At 68.7% G+C, this 20,278-nt stretch carries 19 protein-coding genes; 6 read left to right on the forward strand and 13 right to left on the reverse strand.

What is annotated here, in order from left to right; translation table 11 throughout:
- Positions 1-14: 14 nt before the first annotated feature.
- The 3 genes from AAME72_RS18790 (at position 15) to AAME72_RS18800 (ending at position 3,626) form a co-directional block, all read left to right on the forward strand.
- Positions 15-1,088: a Rieske 2Fe-2S domain-containing protein gene (locus AAME72_RS18790; RefSeq protein WP_348788046.1), complete on the forward strand. Its 1,074-nt coding sequence runs from the start codon at positions 15-17 to the stop codon at positions 1,086-1,088.
- Positions 1,085-2,704, forward strand: a complete 1,620-nt coding sequence (locus tag AAME72_RS18795; protein WP_348788047.1) for a ubiquinol-cytochrome c reductase cytochrome b subunit — start codon at positions 1,085-1,087, stop codon at positions 2,702-2,704. The genes AAME72_RS18790 and AAME72_RS18795 overlap by 4 nt, the downstream gene beginning before the upstream one ends.
- A gap of 73 nt (positions 2,705-2,777) precedes the next feature.
- Positions 2,778-3,626: a methyltransferase domain-containing protein gene (locus AAME72_RS18800; RefSeq protein WP_348788048.1), complete on the forward strand. Its 849-nt coding sequence runs from the start codon at positions 2,778-2,780 to the stop codon at positions 3,624-3,626.
- 168 nt (positions 3,627-3,794) lie between these two features.
- Here the strand turns inward: AAME72_RS18800 and AAME72_RS18805 are convergent, their stop codons facing one another.
- From AAME72_RS18805 to AAME72_RS18825, 5 genes are all read right to left on the reverse strand, one after another.
- Complete coding sequence (locus tag AAME72_RS18805; RefSeq protein WP_348788049.1) at positions 3,795-4,217, reverse strand: cytochrome c oxidase subunit 4; 423 nt, start codon at positions 4,215-4,217, stop codon at positions 3,795-3,797.
- 4 nt (positions 4,218-4,221) lie between these two features.
- Positions 4,222-5,970: a cytochrome c oxidase subunit I gene (gene ctaD, locus AAME72_RS18810; protein ID WP_348788050.1), complete on the reverse strand. Its 1,749-nt coding sequence runs from the start codon at positions 5,968-5,970 to the stop codon at positions 4,222-4,224.
- 9 nt (positions 5,971-5,979) lie between these two features.
- Positions 5,980-6,867, reverse strand: coding sequence for a cytochrome c oxidase subunit II (gene coxB, locus AAME72_RS18815; RefSeq protein WP_348788051.1), 888 nt, complete (start codon positions 6,865-6,867; stop codon positions 5,980-5,982).
- 146 nt (positions 6,868-7,013) lie between these two features.
- Complete coding sequence (gene erpA / locus AAME72_RS18820; RefSeq protein ID WP_348788052.1) at positions 7,014-7,370, reverse strand: iron-sulfur cluster insertion protein ErpA; 357 nt, start codon at positions 7,368-7,370, stop codon at positions 7,014-7,016.
- Between the two features lie 69 nt (positions 7,371-7,439).
- Positions 7,440-8,861 (reverse strand): dipeptidase, encoded by a 1,422-nt coding sequence (locus AAME72_RS18825; protein WP_348788053.1) that lies wholly within the window; start codon positions 8,859-8,861, stop codon positions 7,440-7,442.
- Positions 8,862-8,903: 42 nt separating this feature from the next.
- On the opposite strand from AAME72_RS18825, the gene AAME72_RS18830 reads away from it, so the two are divergent.
- Together AAME72_RS18830 and AAME72_RS18835 are read left to right on the forward strand one after the other, a co-directional pair.
- Positions 8,904-9,500: a DUF3043 domain-containing protein gene (locus AAME72_RS18830; RefSeq protein ID WP_348788054.1), complete on the forward strand. Its 597-nt coding sequence runs from the start codon at positions 8,904-8,906 to the stop codon at positions 9,498-9,500.
- Position 9,501: 1 nt separating this feature from the next.
- Positions 9,502-10,431: a ribonuclease HI family protein gene (locus AAME72_RS18835; RefSeq protein WP_348788055.1), complete on the forward strand. Its 930-nt coding sequence runs from the start codon at positions 9,502-9,504 to the stop codon at positions 10,429-10,431.
- Here AAME72_RS18835 and AAME72_RS18840 read toward each other — a convergent pair.
- The 3 genes from AAME72_RS18840 to hisD are packed head-to-tail and all read right to left on the reverse strand — an operon-like array spanning position 10,399 to position 13,287.
- Positions 10,399-11,445 (reverse strand): quinone-dependent dihydroorotate dehydrogenase, encoded by a 1,047-nt coding sequence (locus tag AAME72_RS18840; RefSeq protein WP_348788056.1) that lies wholly within the window; start codon positions 11,443-11,445, stop codon positions 10,399-10,401. The genes AAME72_RS18835 and AAME72_RS18840 overlap by 33 nt on opposite strands.
- 40 nt (positions 11,446-11,485) lie before the next feature.
- Entirely contained in the window at positions 11,486-11,959 is a 474-nt protein-coding gene (nrdR, locus tag AAME72_RS18845; protein WP_314146417.1) for a transcriptional regulator NrdR, read from the reverse strand.
- Positions 11,960-11,979: 20 nt separating this feature from the next.
- Positions 11,980-13,287, reverse strand: coding sequence for a histidinol dehydrogenase (gene hisD, locus AAME72_RS18850; protein WP_348788057.1), 1,308 nt, complete (start codon positions 13,285-13,287; stop codon positions 11,980-11,982).
- A gap of 81 nt (positions 13,288-13,368) precedes the next feature.
- Between hisD and AAME72_RS18855 the strand changes: the two genes are divergently transcribed.
- The gene (locus tag AAME72_RS18855; RefSeq protein ID WP_348788058.1) at positions 13,369-13,911 is read left to right on the forward strand and encodes a flavin reductase family protein; all 543 of its coding nucleotides are present in this window, start codon (positions 13,369-13,371) and stop codon (positions 13,909-13,911) included.
- A 10-nt stretch (positions 13,912-13,921) separates the two neighbouring features.
- On the opposite strand, the gene dnaE is transcribed toward AAME72_RS18855, so the two are convergent.
- From dnaE to AAME72_RS18880, 5 genes are all read right to left on the reverse strand, one after another.
- Entirely contained in the window at positions 13,922-17,437 is a 3,516-nt protein-coding gene (gene dnaE, locus AAME72_RS18860) for a DNA polymerase III subunit alpha (RefSeq protein ID WP_348788059.1), read from the reverse strand.
- A gap of 23 nt (positions 17,438-17,460) precedes the next feature.
- The gene (locus tag AAME72_RS18865; RefSeq protein ID WP_348788060.1) at positions 17,461-18,381 is read right to left on the reverse strand and encodes an RluA family pseudouridine synthase; all 921 of its coding nucleotides are present in this window, start codon (positions 18,379-18,381) and stop codon (positions 17,461-17,463) included.
- Positions 18,381-18,932: a signal peptidase II gene (gene lspA, locus AAME72_RS18870; RefSeq protein WP_348788061.1), complete on the reverse strand. Its 552-nt coding sequence runs from the start codon at positions 18,930-18,932 to the stop codon at positions 18,381-18,383. The genes AAME72_RS18865 and lspA overlap by 1 nt, the downstream gene beginning before the upstream one ends.
- 31 nt (positions 18,933-18,963) lie before the next feature.
- On the reverse strand, positions 18,964-19,809 hold the full coding sequence (locus AAME72_RS18875; protein ID WP_348788062.1) for a DivIVA domain-containing protein: 846 nt from the start codon (positions 19,807-19,809) through the stop codon (positions 18,964-18,966).
- A 148-nt stretch (positions 19,810-19,957) separates the two neighbouring features.
- On the reverse strand, positions 19,958-20,254 hold the full coding sequence (locus AAME72_RS18880; RefSeq protein WP_314146410.1) for a YggT family protein: 297 nt from the start codon (positions 20,252-20,254) through the stop codon (positions 19,958-19,960).
- Positions 20,255-20,278 lie beyond the last annotated feature (24 nt).

Below are 20,278 nucleotides of genomic sequence, written 5' to 3' on the forward strand. Positions count from 1 at the left end.
TAAGAAGGAGAACAATGGCACAGGACGAGAACGGCGGTCACGAGCTGACGCCAGCCAGTTCGTCAGCCGTCGACGTGCACCGGACCGGCGACCCCGGGACGGCGGTGATCGTTCACGACGCCGTCGAGAACCCCGGCTTCCCGCCGCACCGCCCGCGGGTCACCGACCTCGACCCCAAGAAGGAGCGTCGGGCAGAGCGCACGGTCTACACCCTGTTCTACCTGTCGATCGTCGGCAGCGTCTGGGCGGTCGCCGCCTACATGGCGTTCCCGATCGATGACAGCGACCCGGGATCGGTCCGTCTGAACAACCTGTTCATCGGCATCGGCATCGCGCTCGCGCTGCTCGCCATCGGCATCGGCGCCGTGCACTGGGGCAAGGCCCTCATGCACGAGAAGGAGGGCGTCGACCTCCGCCACCCCGTCCGCGGCAAGGAGGCGACCACCGAGCGTGCCGCCGAGATCTTCCGCCAGGCCGACGAGGAGTCCGGCTTCAACCGCCGCACCCTGGTGCGCAACAGCCTGATCGGCGCACTGATCGCCTTCCCGCTTCCCGCCGTCGTCCTGTTCCGCGGTCTCGCGCCGCAGAACGTCGACCCGGTCGAGGCGCTCTCCCAGACCATGTGGGCCAAGGGTGTCAAGCTCACCCGCGACCCCTCCGGAACGCCCATCAAGGCGTCGGACGTCACCCTCGGCAGCGTGTTCCACGTCATCCCCGAGGGCCTGAACGACGCCGAGGACATGCTCGAGCAGAAGGCCAAGGCCGCCGTCCTGCTCATGCGCCTCAAGCCCGAGGACCTTCACGTGTCGAAGGGCCGCGAGAACTGGAACTACGACGGGATCGTCGCCTACTCCAAGATCTGCACGCACGTCGGGTGCCCCGTGGCGCTCTACGAGCAGCAGACCCACCACCTGCTCTGCCCGTGCCACCAGTCGCAGTTCGACATCACGCACGAGGCCGAGGTCATCTTCGGACCGGCGAAGCGGCCACTGCCGCAGCTGCCGATCACCGTTGACGCCGACGGTTACCTGGTCGCCCGCAGCGACTTCCACGAGCCCGTCGGCCCGAGCTTCTGGGAGCGCCATTGAGCACCACGACCGCCGCGGCACCCGCGGCACCCATCACGGTCAAAAAGGGTGGCTTCACGGCGGCGGCCGCGAACTACATCGAGGACCGCACCAGCATCTCGGGCGCCGTCAAGGAGTTCGGCCGCAAGATCTTCCCCGACCACTGGTCGTTCCTGCTCGGTGAGGTCGCCCTCTACAGCTTCATCGTCATCCTGCTCACGGGAACGTTCCTGACGTTCTTCTTCCAGGCGTCGATGGCAGAGGTCGTCTACAACGGCTCGTACGTGCCGCTGAAGGGCATCCACATGTCCGCGGCGATGCAGTCGACGCTGGACATCTCGTTCGAGGTGCGCGGCGGTCTGCTGGTCCGTCAGATCCACCACTGGGCCGCCCTGCTGTTCGTCGCCGCGATCGGCCTGCACATGCTCCGCATCTTCTTCACGGGTGCGTTCCGCAAGCCGCGCGAGCTCAACTGGGTGATCGGCTTCGTCCTCTTCATCCTCGCGATGGCCGAGGGCTTCACCGGCTACTCGCTCCCGGACGACCTGCTCTCGGGCAACGGCCTCCGCATCATCGACGGCCTCATCAAGGGCCTGCCGGTGGTCGGCACCTGGATCTCGTTCTTGCTCTTCGGCGGCGAGTTCCCCGGCACCGCGATCGTCGGACGCCTGTACACGCTGCACATCCTGCTGCTGCCCGCACTGGTGCTCGCGTTCATCGCCCTGCACCTGATGTTCGTGGTCATCCACAAGCACACGCAGTACGCGGCCCCCGGCCGCACGCAGGGCAATGTGGTCGGCTACCCGGTGCTCCCGGTGTACGCGGCGAAGGCCGGCGGCTTCTTCTTCATCGTGTTCGGTGTCATCGCGCTCATGGCGTCGTTCTTCACCATCAACCCGATCTGGAACTACGGCCCGTACGACCCCTCCCCCGTCTCGGCGGGCACCCAGCCGGACTGGTACATCGGCTTCGCGGACGGCGCGCTGCGTCTCGTCCCGCCGGGCTGGGAGTTCGTCTGGCTGGACCGCACCTGGTCGTTCAACATCATCGTCCCGGTCGCCATCCTCGGTCTGTTCATCGTGACCGTCATGATCTACCCGTTCCTCGAGGCGTGGATCACCGGCGACAAGCGTGAGCACCACATCCTCGACCGTCCGCGCAACGCGGCCACCCGCACGGCCATCGGCGCCGCCGGCGTGACCTTCTACGCCGTGTTCTGGGCGGCGGCGAGCTCCGACCTCATCGCGACGCACTTCAAGCTGACGATGGAGGGCGTGATCCACTCCCTGCAGGCGCTGCTCATCCTCGGCCCGATCATCGCCTACTTCCTCACCAAGCGCGTCTGCCTCGCGCTGCAGAAGAAGGACCGGTCGATCGCGCTGCACGGCTACGAGACCGGCCGCATCGTCAAGCTGCCCGGTGGCGAGTTCATCGAGGTGCACGAGCAGCTCAGCGACTACGAGCGCTGGCGTCTGGTGAGCTTCGAGGCCTACGAGCCGCTGATGCTCCGCCCGAACAAGCGCGGCAAGATCACGGCGGGCGAGCGGATGCGCTCCAGCCTGTCCCGGTGGTTCTTCGAGGACCGCATCGTGCCGCCCACCCGTGGCGAGCTCGAGTCGGGACACGGTCACCACTGATCCGATCCATCACGCTGAAAGCGCCGGTCGCACTCGTTGCGCCGGCGCTTTCGCGTACACCCCGGAGGATTCGATGAGCGACATCGAGCGGCTGGCCGGCTGGCTGCGCTGCCCCGTCTGCGGCGACGACCTCGTGCCGGTCGACCGGCTGGTGCTCGGCTGCGGCAACGGTCACCGGCACGACGTGAACAAGCGCGGGTACGCGTCCCTTCTCGGCGGCGGAAGCCGTCACCTCAGTGACACCGCCGAGATGCTCGACGATCGGGACCGCGTGCTCTCCTCCGGCGCCTACGACCCGATCGCCCATGCCGTCGCCACTGCCGCGTCCGGCGCCGCGCCCGCGCGCATCCTGGACGCGGGTGCCGGCACGGGCCACTATCTCCGCGCCGTCCTCGCCGCCGCCCCGGACGCCGTCGGGCTCGCCATGGACCTCTCCCCCGCCGCCGTGGGCAGGGCCGCACGCTCGAGCGACCGCATCGACGGCCTGGTCGCAGACACCTGGCGCCCGCTCCCGGTCCGCTCCGGCACGGCGGACGTCGTCCTGGACGTGTTCGCGCCGCGCAACCTGCCCGAGTTCCACCGCGTGCTGCGGCCCGCGGGTCGTCTGGTCGTCGTGGTGCCCCGCGCCGACCACCTCGGCTCCCTCCGTGCGGACGGCGCGATGCTGGACATCCCCGCGGACAAGGCGGACGACGTCCTGGCCGCCTCAGCGGCGCTGTACGCCCCGCTCACGCGCGAACACGTCGCCTATGACCTCCCGGTGACTCCGGAGCTCGTGGGCGCTCTGCGCGGCATGGGCCCCTCCGCCCGCCACGCGTCCGACGCCGGCGCCGCATCCGACTTCGCGGCCGCCACCGCCCCGGCCGCAACCCGCGTCTCCGTCGACGTCCTCACCCTCGTCCGGGCGCCCGAGCGAGCCTGAGCGCCCGCCACGCCCTGCGACTGTCCTTCCGCGGTGCGACTGCTCGTGCGCGAGCACGGGCAGTCGTACCGAACGGCATCAGTCGTCTCGGCCGCCCCGGGCGCCGGGCCCGCGACAACGCGAAAGGCCGCCTCCCGAGGGAAGCGGCCTTTCGCGTGCGGAATCGGGTTACCGGGCGAAGTAGCCGCGGTAGTACTCGTAGACCCAGCCGACGATGCAGACCAGGGCGAACGCGACACCGATGAAGCAGATCCAGAAGCCGACGGCGAGACCGAGGATCACCAGTCCGGCTCCGAAGGCGAGGGCCACCGGCCACCAGCTCCACGGGGAGAAGTGACCGAGCTCCGGGTCGCCGTCGTCGATGTTGGCGTCGAGACGGTCCTCCGGCAGCTCCCCGCCCTGCGAGGCGTGCGAGCGGCCGACGTAGAAGGCGATGAACGCCGCCAGGATGGCGCTCAGCAGCAGCGCAACGGTGCCGACCCACTCGACCTTCTGGTGCATCGGGTCGAGCAGGCTCCACAGGGTGTAGACGACCGCCGACAGGAGGAAGAAGACCGCGAGGATCCAGAAGAGGATTGCGTTAGCTCTCATTGGTTCACTTCACCTTGTTGTCTGCGACGTCGAGCACGGGGGCGTCCGGGGCGTCCTTGCCGCCACCGACACCGATCGGGATGCCGGCCTCGGGGTGGTTCAGGTCGAACGCCGGCGACTCCGAACGGATGCGCGGGATCGACGTGAAGTTGTGACGCGGCGGCGGGCAGGAAGTCGCCCACTCGAGCGAGCGGCCGTAACCCCACGGGTCGTTGACCATGACCTTCGGCGCGTTGCGCGCCGTGAGGTAGACGTTCACGAAGAACGGGATCATCGAGATCGCCAGGATGCCCGCACCGATCGAGGACACCTGGTTCATCCAGGTGAAGCCGTCGCTCGGCAGGTAGGTCGCGTACCGTCGCGGCATTCCGACGACGCCCAGCCAGTGCTGGATGAGGAACGTCGTGTGGAAGCCGATGAACAGCAGCCAGAAGTGCCACTTGCCGAGACGGTCGTTCAGCATCTTGCCCGTCCACTTCGGCCACCAGAAGTAGAAGCCGGCGAACATGGCGAACACGACGGTTCCGAACACCACGTAGTGGAAGTGCGCGACGACGAAGTACGTGTCGGACACGTGGAAATCCAGCGGCGGCGACGCGAGGATGACACCCGTCAGACCACCGAACGTGAAGGTGATCAGGAAGCCGATCGACCAGAGCATCGGCGACTCGAACGTGAGCGAACCGCGCCACATCGTGCCGACCCAGTTGAAGATCTTCACACCGGTCGGGACCGCGATGAGCATGGTCATCAGCGAGAACCACGGCAGCAGGACCGAGCCGGTCACGTACATGTGGTGCGCCCACACGGTGACGGACAGGGCCGCGATCGCGATCGTCGCGTAGATCAGGGTCTTGTACCCGAAGATCGGCTTGCGGCTGAACACCGGGAAGATCTCCGAGACGATGCCGAAGAACGGCAGCGCGATGATGTACACCTCGGGATGGCCGAAGAACCAGAACAGGTGCTGCCAGAGCAGCGCTCCCCCGTTCGCGGCGTCGTAGATGTGCGCGTCGAACACCCGGTCCGCCGCGAGGGCGAACATGGCGGCGGCGAGGACCGGGAAGGCCATCAGCACGAGGATCGAGGTCACCAGGGTGTTCCAGGTGAAGATCGGCATGCGGAACATCGTCATGCCCGGAGCGCGCATCGTGATGATCGTCGTGATGAAGTTCACGGCGCCGAGGATGGTTCCGAAGCCGGAGAGGCCGAGACCGACGACCCAGAGGTTCCCGCCGACTCCCGGTGAGAACGTCGTACTCGAGAGCGGTGCGTAGGCGAACCAGCCGAACGACGCGGCGCCCTGCGGGGTGAGGAAGCCGGCGACCGCGATCAGCGAGCCGAACGAGTAGAACCAGTAGGCCAGCGCGTTCAGTCGCGGGAACGCGACGTCGGGGGCGCCGATCTGCAGCGGCATGAGCACGTTGGCGAAGCCCGCGAAGAGCGGCGTCGCGAACATGAGCAGCATGATCGTGCCGTGCATGGTGAAGAGCTGGTTGTACTGCTCCTTGGTCTGCACCACCTGCAGGCCCGGCTCGAAGAGCTGGGCGCGGATGATGAGGGCCATCACACCGCCGATGAGGAAGTAGACGAACGAGGAGATGAGGTACATGTACCCGATCGTCTTGTGGTCCGTCGACGTGATGTAGTTCACAAGGATGTTGCCCTTGCGCTCCACCCCGTTGGCGCTGAGGATGGTCGGCCGGGGAGCGGGCGCGGTGGTCGCTCCTGGCGCCGGTGCTGTCGTCGTCATCGTTGTGTCCTACTCGTTACCCTTGGGTGCACCCGTGCCGGGCAGGTTCGTGTTGCGGTCGTACTCGGAGCCGAGCGAGCCCTCGAAGCCCTTGTCGCGCAGCGACTGGATGTGGGCGTCGTACTCCGACTGCGACACGATCTTCACGTTGAAGAGCATCGCGGAGTGGTACTCGCCGCAGAGCTCGGCGCACTTGCCGACGAAGGTGCCGGTACGGTCCGTCGTCTCGAAGTACATGTAGTTGGTCTTGCCGGGGATGACGTCCTTCTTGTAGAGCATCGCCGGAACCCAGAACGAGTGGATCACATCGCGCGAGTCGAGCTGGATGGTGATCTTCTTGTTCTCGGGGAGGTACAGGGTCGGGATCTCACCCTCCTGGACCGAGCCGGGGGTCGCGCTGTTGTCGTCCGGCTGGACCTGGATTCCCGGGTCGTAGACGTTGTCGGTGAGGTAGTTGAAGTCCCACGCCCACTGCTTCGCGTACACCTGGATCTTCAGGTCCGGGTTCTTGTACGGCTGCTCGATGGCGTTCTGGTCACGCGCCGTGAAGGCGAAGAAGCCGAGCACCAGGATCAGCGGGACGATCGTGTAGAAGATCTCGATCGGCATGTTGTACCGCAGCTGGACCGGGAGGCCGCTCTGGCCCTTCCGGCGGCGGTAGACGATGACCGCCCAGAGGATGAGGCCCCAGACCACGATGCCGACGATGAGCAGCACGATCCAGCTGGTGACCCAGAGGCCGCTGATCCGCTCGGTGTGGTTGGTGACGGGCGACTCGCCCTCGACGAATCCCGGGAGGAATCCGTGCAGCTGTGCTTGCGTGCATCCCGCGAGTACAACGACGAGTGTCGCTGCAATCGGGATGGCAGCCCATCGGAGACGGCGATTGTGACGCACCGGTGACCTTTCGAGTGACTTCTGGGACAGTTCACATCCAAATGTATGTGGCTGTACCTACCCTACTCCGCCGGACACCCTGATTCGAACACAAAGGGCCGCCCCGGAAGGGGCGGCCCAGTGCGTTCGCGTGTGCTATGGACGGCTCAGTGGAACGAGTCTCCGCAGGCGCAGGAACCGGTCGCGTTGGGGTTGTCGATGGTGAAACCCTGCTTCTGGATGGTGTCCTCGAAGTCGATCGAGGCGCCGTCCAGATAGGGCACGCTCATCTTGTCGACGATGACCTCGACGCCGTCGAAGTCGACCGTCGCATCCCCGTCGAGCATGCGCTCGTCAAAGTACAGCTGGTAGATCAGACCGGAGCATCCGCCGGGCTGGACGGCGACGCGCAGACGCAGGTCGTCGCGGCCTTCCTGCTCGAGCAGGCTCCTGACCTTGGCGGCGGCGGTGTCGGTGAGGCCGACGCCGTGTGCCTTGGCCTCGGTCAGAATTGTGTCGGTCATGGGACTCCTCACGGGTTGCGATGCGAGATCTGGGTCGATTCTACGTCGGATTGCTGCAAAGAGGTCGAGTCAGCCCTGACGGGCGTCGAGGCGCGCCAGAAGCAGTGCCTCGGCGAGGATCGCCCGCTTGAACACGCCGAGGTGCAGCGACTCGTTCGGGCTGTGCGCCCGCGTGTCCGGGTCCTCGACGCCGGTCACCAGGATCTGCGCCTCGGGGAACTCACGCACCAGGTCGGCGATGAACGGGATGGAGCCGCCGATGCCGGTCTCGACCGCGTCGGCGCCCCACGCGTCGGTCATGGCGCGCTTGGCCTCCGTCGCCGCCCAGCCGGCCGTGTCGACGAGGAACGGGTCGCCGGTGTCGACGTCGTCGATCTCGATGTGCGCCCCGAACGGCGCGTGCGCGCGCAGGTGGCGCTCCAGCGCCGCGTAGGCATCGGCGGCGGACTGGCCGGGCGCCACGCGGGCGCTCACCCGCACCGCGACCGTCGGCAGCAGCGTGTTGGAGGCGTCGGCGACACTCGGAGCGTCGATGCCGGTGACCGTGATGGTCGGCTTCGACCACATCCGCGACAGGATGGGGCCGCTCCCGATCGGCGTGACGCCGGGCAGGAGCGCCGCCTCCTCGCGGAACTGCTCCTCGCTCAGGTGCGGTGGCTCGGCCGCGGTGTCGTGGGAGAGGAAGCCGTCGACGGCCACCTCGCCCGCGTCGTCGTGCAGCGTCGCGAGCAGCTTCACCATCGCGAGCATCGCGTCCGGCGCCGCTCCCCCGTACATTCCGGAGTGCGAGGCGTGCTCGAGGGTGGAGACCGTGAGCCGGAAGGTGACGTTGCCGCGCAGCGAGACGGTGAGCGCGGGCGTGTTCACGTCGACGTTGTCGGAGTCGGCCACGACGATCGCGTCGGCCGCCAGTGCGTCCTTGTTCTGCTCGAGGAAGTTCGCGAACGAGCGGGAGCCGAACTCCTCCTCGCCCTCGATGAAGACGGCGAGGCCGAGGTCGAAGTCGGGACCCAGGGCCTCGGTGAGCGCGCGGACGCTCGCGACGTGCGACATCACACCGGCCTTGTCGTCCGCCGCCCCGCGGCCGTAGAGCCGGTCGCCGCGGACCGTCGGCTCGAACGGCGGCGTGTCCCAGTGCGCGGCGTCCCCTTGCGGCTGGACGTCGTGGTGGGCGTACAGAAGCACGGTCGGGCGACCGTTCCTCGCCGCCCGGGTGGCGAGCACGGCCGGCTGGCCGAGCGTCTCGCCCTGGATCGGCGCCTGCTTCACCTCGACGCGCTCGAACACACCGGTCTCGGTGAGCATGGCCGCCACCGCGTCGGCGCTGGCGCGCACGTTCGCCGGGTCGTATGCCGCCCACGAGACCGAGGGGATGCGCACCAGCCGGGAGAGCTCGGCGATCGTCGCCGGCAGTCCCGCCTCGACGGCGGCGCGGACGCGCTCCTCCGCGCTCGGGGATTCGGCGTTCGGAGTCTCAAGGGTGTCTGTCATGCGGGTAATCTTAAACGGACCCTACGAACCGAAGGCTGAGCGTTGGCGAAACGACAGAACCAGGCGACAGAGGCGGAGACGCCCGTCGTCGAGACCCCCGAAGAGACGGCCGACCGTCTCAAGCAGGGCAAGGGCGTGCCCACGCCCTCCCGCCGCGAGCAGGAGGCGGCGCGCAAGCGCCCGCTCGTGCCGAACGACCGCAAGGAGGCGGCCAGGAACGCGCGGGCGAAGCAGGCCGAGGCGCGCGAGAAGGCGCGTGTCGGCATGGCGGCAGGCGACGAGCGCTACCTGACCGCTCGCGACCGCGGGCCGCAGCGCCGCTACGTGCGCGACTACGTGGATGCGCGATTCAGCATCGGCGAGTTCCTCATCCCGGTGATGCTGCTGGTGATCGTGCTGAGCTTCCTGCCGTGGGCCTTCATGCAGCTCTGGGGTCTCGTCGCGCTCTGGGCGTTCTTCCTGATCGCCGTGCTCGACTGCGTGTTCCTCGGCTTCCGGGTGACGAAGAAGATCGGCGACAAGTTCGGCAAGACCAAGGTCGAGCGCGGGCTCAAGTGGTACGCCGCCATGCGCGCCCTCCAGCTGCGCGTGATGCGCCTGCCGAAGCCGCAGGTCAAACGCGGCCAGTACCCCAGCTGACGTGACGATCGTCGCAGCGGCGGACGGCTCCGCCCTCAGCAACCCCGGACCGGCCGGCTGGGCCTGGTACGTCGACGACGACCGCTGGTCGGCGGGCGGATGGCCGCACGGCACGAACAACATGGGCGAGCTCATGGCCGTCATCGACCTGCTGGAGTCGACGGCGCACGTTGACGACGACCTGCGCATCCTGTGCGACAGCCAGTACGTCATCAACTCGGTGACGAAGTGGATGCCGGGCTGGAAGCGGAAGGGCTGGCGCAAGGCCGACGGCTCCCCCGTGCTCAACCGCGAGTTGCTGGAGCGACTGGACCGCGCGCTGCAGGGCCGCCGCTACACCTTCGAGTGGGTGAAGGGGCACGCGGGCCACGAGCTCAACGAGGCCGCCGACGTGCGCGCCAGGGCTGTGGCGACCGCGTACCGCGACGGCGACGCCATCCCGATCGGTCCCGGCTGGCCCGGCGGTTCGGTGGCCGCGGCACCCGAGCGCGCCGTCACGCCGACCGCGGAAGCCGAGGCGGCCGCGTCTGCGACCGCGCGCGAGAACGCGACGGTCGAGTTCGACCTCTTCGACGGCCTGCCCGCCGAGGAGACGGACGAGGAGGTCGTCGCCCGCCTGGAGCGCGAGCTCATCGAGCCCGCGGTCCGCAGCGACTCCGCGCGGGTCGCCGAGCTGCTGCATCCCGACTTCGAGGAGATCGGCCGCTCCGGCCGGCTCTGGGGCCGCGACGCCATCCTGCAGGCCCTCGCCGACGAGGACGAGCCCGCGGCCGAACTCGCCGTGCTCGGTACCGAGCGCATCGGCTCCGACACGATCCTGCTCACCGCACGGACGGTGGATGCGCGCGGCGGCAGTCTGCGCAGCTCGCTGTGGCTGCGCAGCGGCGGCCGCTGGCGCCTACGCTTCCACCAGGGGACGCCGGAGGCGTAGCAGCCCGCGGTTGATCTGCCGGGCCCACAGCGGTCCGCGGTAGAGGAACGCGGTGTAGCCCTGCACGAGCGTGGCTCCCGCGTCCAGCCGCTCCTGCACATCCTCGGCCGTCTCGACGCCGCCGACGGAGATCACGCACAGCTCGGCGGGCACGCTCGCCCGGATCAGCCGGAGGACCGCGAGAGAGCGCTCGGCGAGCGGTGCGCCGGAGAGGCCTCCCGCTCCGGCCGCCTCGACGACCGCGGGATCGGTCGAGAGACCGTCGCGGGCGATGGTGGTGTTCGTGGCGATGATCCCGGCGAGGCCGAGCTCGACCACGAGGCCGGCGATCCTCTCGACCTGCTCATCGGTGAGGTCGGGCGCGATCTTCACCAGCAGCGGCTTCTCCCCCGCAACCTCCTTGACCGCGCGCAGCAGCGGGGCCAGCAGCTCCAGCTCCTGCAGCCCGCGCAGGCCGGGGGTGTTCGGGGAGCTGACGTTGACGACGAGGTAGTCGGCGACGGGCGCGAGCGCCCTGGCGCTGGTCAGGTAGTCCGCGGTGGCATCCTCCACCGCGACGACCCGGCTCTTGCCGATGTTGACGCCGAGCACGGGGCGTCGACGACGCCCGCGCACCACCCTCAGGAGGCGGTTCGCGGCGACGCCTGCGCCACGGTTGTTGAAGCCCATCCGGTTGATGACGGCACGGTCGGGGATGAGCCGGAACAGTCGGGGCTTCTCGTTGCCCGGCTGCGCGATCGCGGTGATCGTGCCGACCTCGACGTGCCCGAAGCCCAGGTCGCCGAGGCCGAGGACGGCCTCGCCGTCCTTGTCGAAGCCCGCCGCGACACCGAACGGCGAGTCGAAGCGGAGGCCGAGCGCCTCGACCGCGAGCGACGGATCCGGCGCCGTGAACCGGCGCACCAGGCCGCCGAGCCCCACCGCGGGCAGCGCGCGGATCACCAGGAAGGCGAGGTGGTGGGCCCGCTCGGGGTCGAGCTTGGACAGGACGAGGGAGAAGAGTGTGCGATACATGCCGGTACGAGAATACCGCGGGCGCGGCCGCGGTCCCCGCTCAGGCCTGGACGTCGGCCGGCTCGCCGTGGTGGGCGACCCGGAGCTGCTGGATGGCGTCCTCGAAGTCCTCGAGCGAGTCGAACGCCTGGTAGACGCTCGCGAACCGCAGGTAGGCGACCTCATCGAGCTCGCGCAGCTCCGGAAGGATCGCCAGCCCGATGTCGTTCGCCTCGATCTGGGATGCGCCCGTCGAGCGGATGGTCTCCTCGACCTTCTGCGCCAGCACAGCAAGGTCGGAATCGGTCACCGGCCGGCCCTGGCAGGCCTTCCGGACGCCGAGCACGATCTTCTCGCGGCTGAACGGCTCCACCACCCCGCTGCGCTTGATCACGCTGAGGCTCGCGGTCTCGGTGGTGGAGAACCGCCTGCCGCACTCCGGGCACTGCCGACGGCGCCGGATCGACAGGCCGTCATCGCTCGTGCGCGAGTCGATGACGCGGGAGTCCGGGTGGCGGCAGAAAGGGCAGAACATGACGAATATTCTACCGGTGTTCAGTCTGTGAAGCGGATGGTGACCGCCTCGCCGTGCGCCGGGAGGTCTTCGGCGCCGGACAACGCGACGATGCGGTCCGCGACCTCGCGCAGGGCATCCTGCTCGTAGCGGATGACCTGCTGCGGGCGCAGGAACGAGTACGCGCCGAGGCCCGGCGAGAATCGGGCCTGGCCACCGGTCGGCAGCACGTGGTTGGAGCCGGCGAGGTAGTCGCCGAGGCTGACGGGCGAGTTCGGACCGAGGAAGATCGCGCCCGCGTTCTGGATGTGCGCCAGCACCGCGTCGTCGTCGGCGGTCTGGATCTCCAGGTGCTCGGGGCCGTAGGCGTTGCTGAACGCCGCCGCCGCGGGGAGGTCGTCGACGAGCACGAGCGCGGACTGCTGGCCGCCGAGGGCGGTGCGCACGCGCTCCGAGTGCCGGGTCGCGCCGGCCAGTCCCTCCAGTTCCGCGGCGACGCGCTCGGCGAAGGCGGGGCTGTCGGTGACAAGCAGCGAGGCGGCTGCCTCGTCGTGCTCGGCCTGGCTGATCAGGTCGGCGGCGACGAGGCGCGGGTCGGCGCTGTCGTCGGCGATCACCAGGATCTCGGTGGTGCCGGCCTCCGCATCGATCCCGGTCTGGCCGCGGACGAGGCGCTTCGCGGCGGCGACGTAGATGTTGCCCGGCCCCGTGATCACCTGGACGGGCTCGAGCCCGATGTCCTCGACGCCCCAGGCGAGCGCGCCGATGGCGCCGGCGCCGCCCATCGCGTACACCTCGTCGATGCCGAGAAGCCCTGCGGCCCCGAGGATGGCCGGGTGCACCGCTCCGCCGAACTCGCGCTGCGGCGGGCTCACCAGCGCCACGGACGACACGCCGGCGACCTGGGCGGGTACCGCGCTCATCACGACGCTCGACGGATACACCGCCTTGCCGCCCGGCACGTACAGTCCGGCGCGCTCGACCGGCTGCCAGCGCTGGATGATCGTCGCGCCCGGCCGGATGACCGTCTCCGCACGCGGCGGCACCTGGGCCGCCGTCGCCTCCCGCACCCGCGCGATCGCCTCCTCGAGGGCGGCGCGCACGTCGGCGGGCAGGGCCGCGACCGCCGCGGCGATCTCCGACGCGGGGACCCGGATCGAGGCCGGGGCGCCGCCGTCGAACCGCTCGGCCTGGTCGGCCAGGGCGGCCGCTCCGCGTGCGCGCACATCCTCGATCAACTCGGCCGCCGCATGCATGGCGACCTGCACATCCACGACGGGACGCGGGACGAGGCGCTCGAAGGAGGCGCGAGTAGGCTGGATTCCGCGGAGATCGATGGTCTTCATCATGACCGATCCAGCCTATCCGTATCCCGCCGGTCCCTCCCTCGCGGAAATTCCCCACTGCCGAACGGTGTTTGTCCCTTCTGTATGAACAGCTCAGCCTCCGAGCCCGCCGCCGACCAGGCGACCGCCCGACCCCTCGATCCCACCCCTGACCTCGCCGCCTTCCGCCAGGCCTTCCGCCGCCATGCCGCGGGCGTCGCGATCGTGACCGCGCAGGACGCGGACGGCAACCCGGTCGGGTTCACCGCCACCTCGCTGGCCTCGCTGGCTGCGGTCCCCCCGCTCGCGACCTTCAACATGGCGCTGTCGGCCTCGAGCTGGCCGGCGATCGCTGAGACGGACCTGGTCGCCATCCACATGCTCGGGGTGCGCAACAAGGCCGTCGCCGAGATCCTCTCGGCCGACAACTCGAGCCGGTTCCTCGGCGACCACTGGTACCGCGGCCCGCACGGGCTCCCGGTGATCAGGGAGGTCACCGCCTGGATGGTCGGACGGATCGTCGAGCGCTTCCCGGTCCACAACAGCGCCGTCGTCGTCGTGCAGATCGAGGAAGGCGGCTTCGGCGCGGACGACGAGCCACTGCTCTATCACCAGCGCCGCTACCACCGGCCGAGCGAACTCGACTGAGTGTCCGCGTTCAGACCAGGCAGTTCGGTCCGAGCAGCCCCTTCAGCTCTCCGTACAGGTCAGGCGACACCTTCACGGGCTTCGGCACCTCGAAGACCCGGGCCACCTGACCCTTCACCAGCCGCAACCGCACCTCGCTCTCGCCCGGGTGGCGCGCCAGCACCTCCGCGAGCGAGCTGACGGTGTCGGTCGTCGCGCGCTGGTCCGGCATCGTGATCGTCAACAGTCCGACGTCGTCCGCCTGACCGAGGTCGGGGATCATCAGGCTGAACGCGTGCAGGTTCATCCCGTCGTCGCGCAGGCTCACGCGGCCGCGCACGACGACGATGGCGTCGCCCTGCAGCATCGGCGCGAACTCCTGGTACGCCTTGCCCATGAACATCACGGTCATCTCGCCGCCGAAGTCCTCGACCTGGATCATGCCGTACTGGTTGCCCGAGGCCTTGGCCACCCGGTGCTGGACGCTCGTCACAAGGCCCGCGATCGTCACGGTCTCGCCGTCCTGGATGTTGTCGGAGCCGACGAGGTCCGCGATGCCCGTGCTGGCGAGCTTCGCGAGCTGCAGCTCGAGACCCGCGAGCGGATGGTCGGAGACGTAGAGCCCGAGCATCTCGCGCTCGAAGGCGAGCTTGTCCCGCTTGACCCATTCCGGCCGCTCCGGGATGTGGTGCTGCGACTGGTTCGGCTCGTCGTCGCCCCACAGGCTGTCGAAGTCGAAGCCGACGTCGCCGTTCGCCTCGCTGCGCTTGATCTTCACCGCGGACTCGACCGCGTCCTCGTGCACCTCGACCAGGGCCCGGCGGGTGTGACCGAGCGAGTCGAACGCGCCAGCCTTGATCAGCGACTCGACGGTGCGCTTGTTCGTCGCGTGGATCGGGACCTTGTTAAGGAAGTCGTGGAAGGACTCGAAGCGGCCCTTCGACTCGCGCGCCTCCCGGACGCCCTCGACGACGTTCGCACCGACGTTGCGCACTGCGCCCATCCCGAAGCGGATGTCCTCGCCGACGGCCGCGAAGTACAGGTTCGACTCGTTCACGTCCGGCGGGAGCACCTTGATGCCCATACGGCGGCATTCGTTGAGGTAGAGCGCCATCTTGTCCTTGGAGTCGCCGACGCTGGTGAGCAGCGCCGCCATGTACTCGGCGGGATAGTGCGCCTTCAGGTACGCGGTCCAGTACGAGATGACGCCGTACGCCGCCGAGTGCGCTTTGTTGAACGCGTAGTCGGAGAACGGCAGCAGGATCTCCCACAGCTTGTTGACCGCATCCATCGAATAGCCGTTGGACTGCATGCCCTGTGAGAAGCCCTCGAACTGCTTGTCCAGCTCGGACTTCTTCTTCTTGCCCATCGCGCGGCGCAGGATGTCTGCTTGACCGAGCGAGAAGCCGGCGACCTTCTGAGCGATCGCCATGACCTGCTCCTGATAGATGATCAGGCCGTAGCTGGTGGAGAGGATGTCGGCGAGCGGCTCGGCGAGCTCGGGGTGGATCGGCGTGATCTCCTGCAGCCCGTTCTTGCGCAGCGCGTAGTTCGTGTGCGAGTTCGCGCCCATCGGGCCCGGCCGGTACAGGGCGATGAGTGCAGAGATGTCCTCGAAGTTGTCCGGCTTCATCAGGCGCAGCAGGGACCGCATCGGGCCGCCGTCGAGCTGGAACACGCCGAGCGTGTCACCGCGGGAGAGCAGTTCGTACGCCGGCCGGTCGTCCAGCGCGAGGTCCTCGAGGACCAGGTTCTCCCCGCGGTTGTCGCGGATGTTATCCAGGGCGTCGTTGATGATGGTGAGGTTGCGCAGCCCCAGGAAGTCCATCTTGATCAGGCCGAGCGACTCGCACGCCGGGTAGTCGAACTGCGTGACGATCTGGCCGTCCTGCTCGCGCTTCATGATCGGGATGACGTCGATCAGGGGATCGGACGACATGATCACGCCCGCGGCGTGCACGCCCCACTGGCGCTTCAGGTTCTCCAGTCCCAGCGCGGTGTCGAAGACCGTCTTCGCCTCGGGGTCCGACTCCACGACGGCGCGGATGTCGACGGCCTCCTTGTAGCGCGGGTGATTCTTGTCGAAGATCCCGGTGAGCGGGATGTCCTTGCCCATCACGGGCGGCGGCATCGCCTTGGTGAGCTTCTCCCCCATCGAGAACGGGAAGCCGAGTACGCGTCCCGAGTCCTTCAGCGCCTGCTTGGCCTTGATGGTCCCGTAGGTGACGATCTGTGCGACGCGCTCGGAGCCGTACTTCTCGGTCACGTACTTGATGACCTCGCCGCGGCGGCGGTCGTCGAAGTCGACGTCGAAGTCGGGCATGGAGACGCGGTCCGGGTTCAGGAAGCGCTCGAAGATGAGGCCGTGCTGCAGCGGGTCGAGGTCGGTGATCCGCATCGCGTACGCCGCCATCGAGCCGGCGCCGGAGCCGCGGCCGGGGCCGACGCGGATGCCGTTGCGCTTCGACCAGTTGATGAAGTCCGCGACGACGAGGAAGTAGCCGGGGAAGCCCATCTGCGAGATGACGCCGATCTCGTAGTCCGCCTGCTTGCGGACCTCCGGCGTGATGCCGTCCGGGTAGCGCTCGGCGAGACCCTTCTCGACCTCCTTGACGAACCAGGTCTGCTCTGTCTCGTCCTCGGGGACGGGGAAGCGCGGCATGTAGTTGGCTGCGGTGTCGAACTTGACGTCGCAGCGCTCGGCGATGGCGAGGGTGTTGTCGCAGGCGTCCGGGTGGTCGCGGAACAGGTCGCGCATCTGCTCGGGCGTCTTGAGGTAGAACTCGTCGGCGTCGAACTTGAACCGGTTCGGGTCGTCCAGCGTCGAGCCGGACTGCACGCAGAGCAGCGCGGCGTGGCTCTTCGCGTCCTCCGCGTGCGTGTAGTGCAGGTCGTTGGTGGCGACGAGCGGGATCCGCAGCTCCTTGGCCAGCCGGATGAGGTCGGACATGATCCGGCGCTCGATGCCGAGCCCGTGGTCCATGATCTCGGCGAAGAAGTTCTCGGGCCCGAAGATGTCGCGGAACTCGGCCGCTGCCTTCTTCGCCTCCTCGTACTGGCCGAGCCGCAGCCGGGTCTGCACCTCGCCGGACGGGCAGCCCGTCGTGGCGATGATGCCCTTCGAGTAGCGGCTGAGCAGCTCGCGGTCCATGCGCGGCTTGAAGTAGTAGCCCTCCATGGACGCGTAGGACGACAGCCGGAAGAGGTTGTGCATCCCCTCGGTGGTCGCCGCCAGCATCGTCATGTGCGTGTACGCGCCGGAGCCGGAGACGTCGTCGCCGCCGCCGTCGCCCCAGCGGATGCGGGTCTTGTCGGTGCGATGCGTGCCGGGCGTGAGGTAGGCCTCGGTGCCGATGATCGGCTTGATGCCGGCGTCCGTTGCCGTGCGCCAGAAGTCGAAGGCACCGAACATGTTGCCGTGGTCGGTGACCGCGACGGCGGGCATCCCCTGCCCGACGGCCGCGTCGATCAGCGGTTTCACCCGCGCTGCGCCGTCCAGCATCGAGTACTCGCTGTGGACGTGGAGGTGAACGAAGGAGTCGGCCATTTGGGTACCAGCCTACGTCGGACCTACGACGCGCGGAGCACGTCGAGGGCGTGTTGGAGATCGTCCGGATAGCCCGTCGTGAACGTCGTCCACTCCCCCGTCGCCGGATGCGCGAAGGCGAGCTGCACGGCGTGCAGCCACTGGCGGGTGAGGCCCAGCTTCGCGGAGAGCGTCGGGTCGGCGCCGTACATCGCGTCGCCGACGCACGGGTGCCGCTGAGCGGCCATGTGCACGCGGATCTGGTGGGTGCGCCCGGTCTCGAGGTGGATCTCCAGCAGGCTCGCCGCGGGGAACGCCTCGATGGTCTCGTAGTGCGTGACCGACGGCTTGCCCCCGGCGACGACCGCGAACTTCCAGTCGCTGCGCGGGTGCCGCCCGATCGGCGCGTCCACCGTCCCGGTCAGCGGGTCCGGGTGGCCCTGGACGACGGCGTGATAGATCTTCTCGACCGTCCGGTCGTGGAACGCCCGCTTCAGCACGGTGTACGCGTGCTCGGACTTCGCGACGACCATCAGACCGCTCGTGCCCGCGTCGAGCCGGTGCACGATGCCCGCGCGCTCGGCCGCGCCCGAGGTGGAGATCCGGAATCCGGCGGCGGCGAGTGCACCGAGCACCGTCGGGCCCTCCCAGCCCACCGAGGGATGCGCCGCGACCCCGACCGGCTTGTCGATCACGACGATGTCGTCGTCGTCGTGGACGATCGTCAGTTCGGGGACGGCGATGGGCACGATCCGCGCCTCCTCGCGCGGCGTCCAGCTCACCTCGAGCCAGGAGCCGGCGCTCAGCCGGTCGGACTTGCCGGCCTCGCGGCCGTCCACCGTCACACCACCGGCCTCGGCGATCTCGGCGGCGAAGCTGCGCGAGAAGCCGAGGAGCTTGGCGATTCCGGCGTCGACGCGGGCGCCCTCCAGGCCGTCCGGGATGGGGAGGCTGCGGGATTCCATCAGGCCTGCGGGCTCCGCGGGTCGTCCGTCGCCCGGGTGTCCGTCTCGACGGCCTCCTCGTCGCCGACGGCCTCCTCGTCCTGCGCACGACGACCGTCGAGGCCGATACCCCGGATCGTGAGGATGAGGAACAGCGCCATGCTGGAGACGATGGCGACATCGGCGAGGTTGAAGATCGCCGGGAGAAGCGGGATCTGCAGGAAGTCGACGACATGGCCGACACCGAAGCCGGGCTCCCGGAACAGCCGGTCCGTCAGGTTCCCGAGCAGCCCGCCGAGGAGCAGCCCGAACAGCACGGCCCAGGCGACGGAGCGGATCCTCGGCGCGTACCAGATCACGAAGCCGAGCACGCCGACGCCGACGATCGAGAAGATCCACGTCGAACCGCTGCCGATGGAGAACGCAGCCCCCGCGTTCTTCACGAAGTGGAACTGCAGGAGCTGCCCGAGGACCTCGATCTGTTGGCCCTCATACAGGTTCGAAACGACCAGGACCTTGGCGATCTGGTCGACCAGGTACACGCAGAGCGCGACGGCCGCCAGGATCGCCAAGGCCCGGACGCTGACCTTGGACCGGGAGGTACTAGCCTCCAAAGCCGGGGAAGACCGGGGGCTGGTTGCCCTGGTCCTGGCTGTTCGAGCCGTCCGCCGAACCGGCGGGGACCGGCGCGGGGACGCCGCCTCCGGCGTTCACCGAAGCGGGACGGTTCTGGCCGAAGCCCTGCGAACCGCCGACCTGCTGGCTGTCGAGGTCGCGGAGCTGACCCTCGATGTAGCTCTTGAGGCCCTGGCGGTAGTCGCGCTCGAACCCGCGGAGCTCGTCGATGCGACGCTCGAGGGTGGAACGCTCCTGGTCGAGGGCGCTGATCTGTGCGCGCTGCTTGGACTCGGCCTCGGCGACGATGCGGGCGGCGGTGGCGTGCCCCTCCGCGATCAGGGCGTCGCGCTTCTCCACGCCCTCGCGGACGTGCTCCTCGTGCAGGCGGCGGGCCAGCTGCAGGAGGTTGTTGGTCGCGTTGGGGTCGTTGGCGTCGGTCGAGCCGGCGGCGAAGCCTGCAGCGGCGCCGCCTGCGGCACCGGCGGCGGCCGCGGGAGCGGCGGAGGCCTGCTGCTTGGCGGTCTCGGCCTCGCGCTCGGCGGTGGCGAGGCGCTGCTTGAGCTCGGCGTTCTCGCGCTGCAGGCGCTGGACGTCGGCGGGCGCCGGAGTCGGAGCTGCGGCCGGAGCGGAACCGCCGGAGCGCTGGAGCTCGGCGATGCGGGAGTCGGCCGCCACGAGGCGCTGCTTCAGCTCCTCGTTCTCCTGACCCAGTCGTCGCAGTTCGACGACGACCTCGTCGAGGAAGTCGTCGACCTCATCCTGGTCGTAGCCCTCACGGAACTTCGTCGGTTGGAACCGCTTGTTGACTACATCTTCCGGAGTCAGCGCCATGGCAAGCCACCTTAGATCTTGATAAGACGAACAAAAAGTGCGTTCAGCCAACGCTAGCAAAATGCGCGGGCGATGCGCACTCCGCCGCACCCGGGCGCGTCGGCCTGACAACCCTATCGTGCGCCCGGCGCACGGAGCCGAGCGACGCTCAGGTGAAGTTGCCGACCACGTACAGGCCGATGATCACGACCAGCATCGTGAGGCTCCATCCGAAGTCGATCGCAACGGGTCCCATCGACAGCGGCGGGATGATCCGCCGGAAGAACCGGATGGGCGGATCGGTCACGACGTAGGTGGATTCGGCCAGCACCAGCCCGAACCCCTTCGGCCGCCACTGACGGGAGAAGGTGCGGACGAGGTCGATCACGAAACGCGCCCACATGACGAAGAAGTAGATCAACAGGGCGTAGTAGACGACGTTCGCGACGATCGAGACGGCAAGCACCCCTCCAGTATGGAGGAACGAGCA

The organism is Leifsonia sp. NPDC080035 (assembly GCF_040050925.1).
GTDB lineage: Bacteria > Actinomycetota > Actinomycetes > Actinomycetales > Microbacteriaceae > Leifsonia.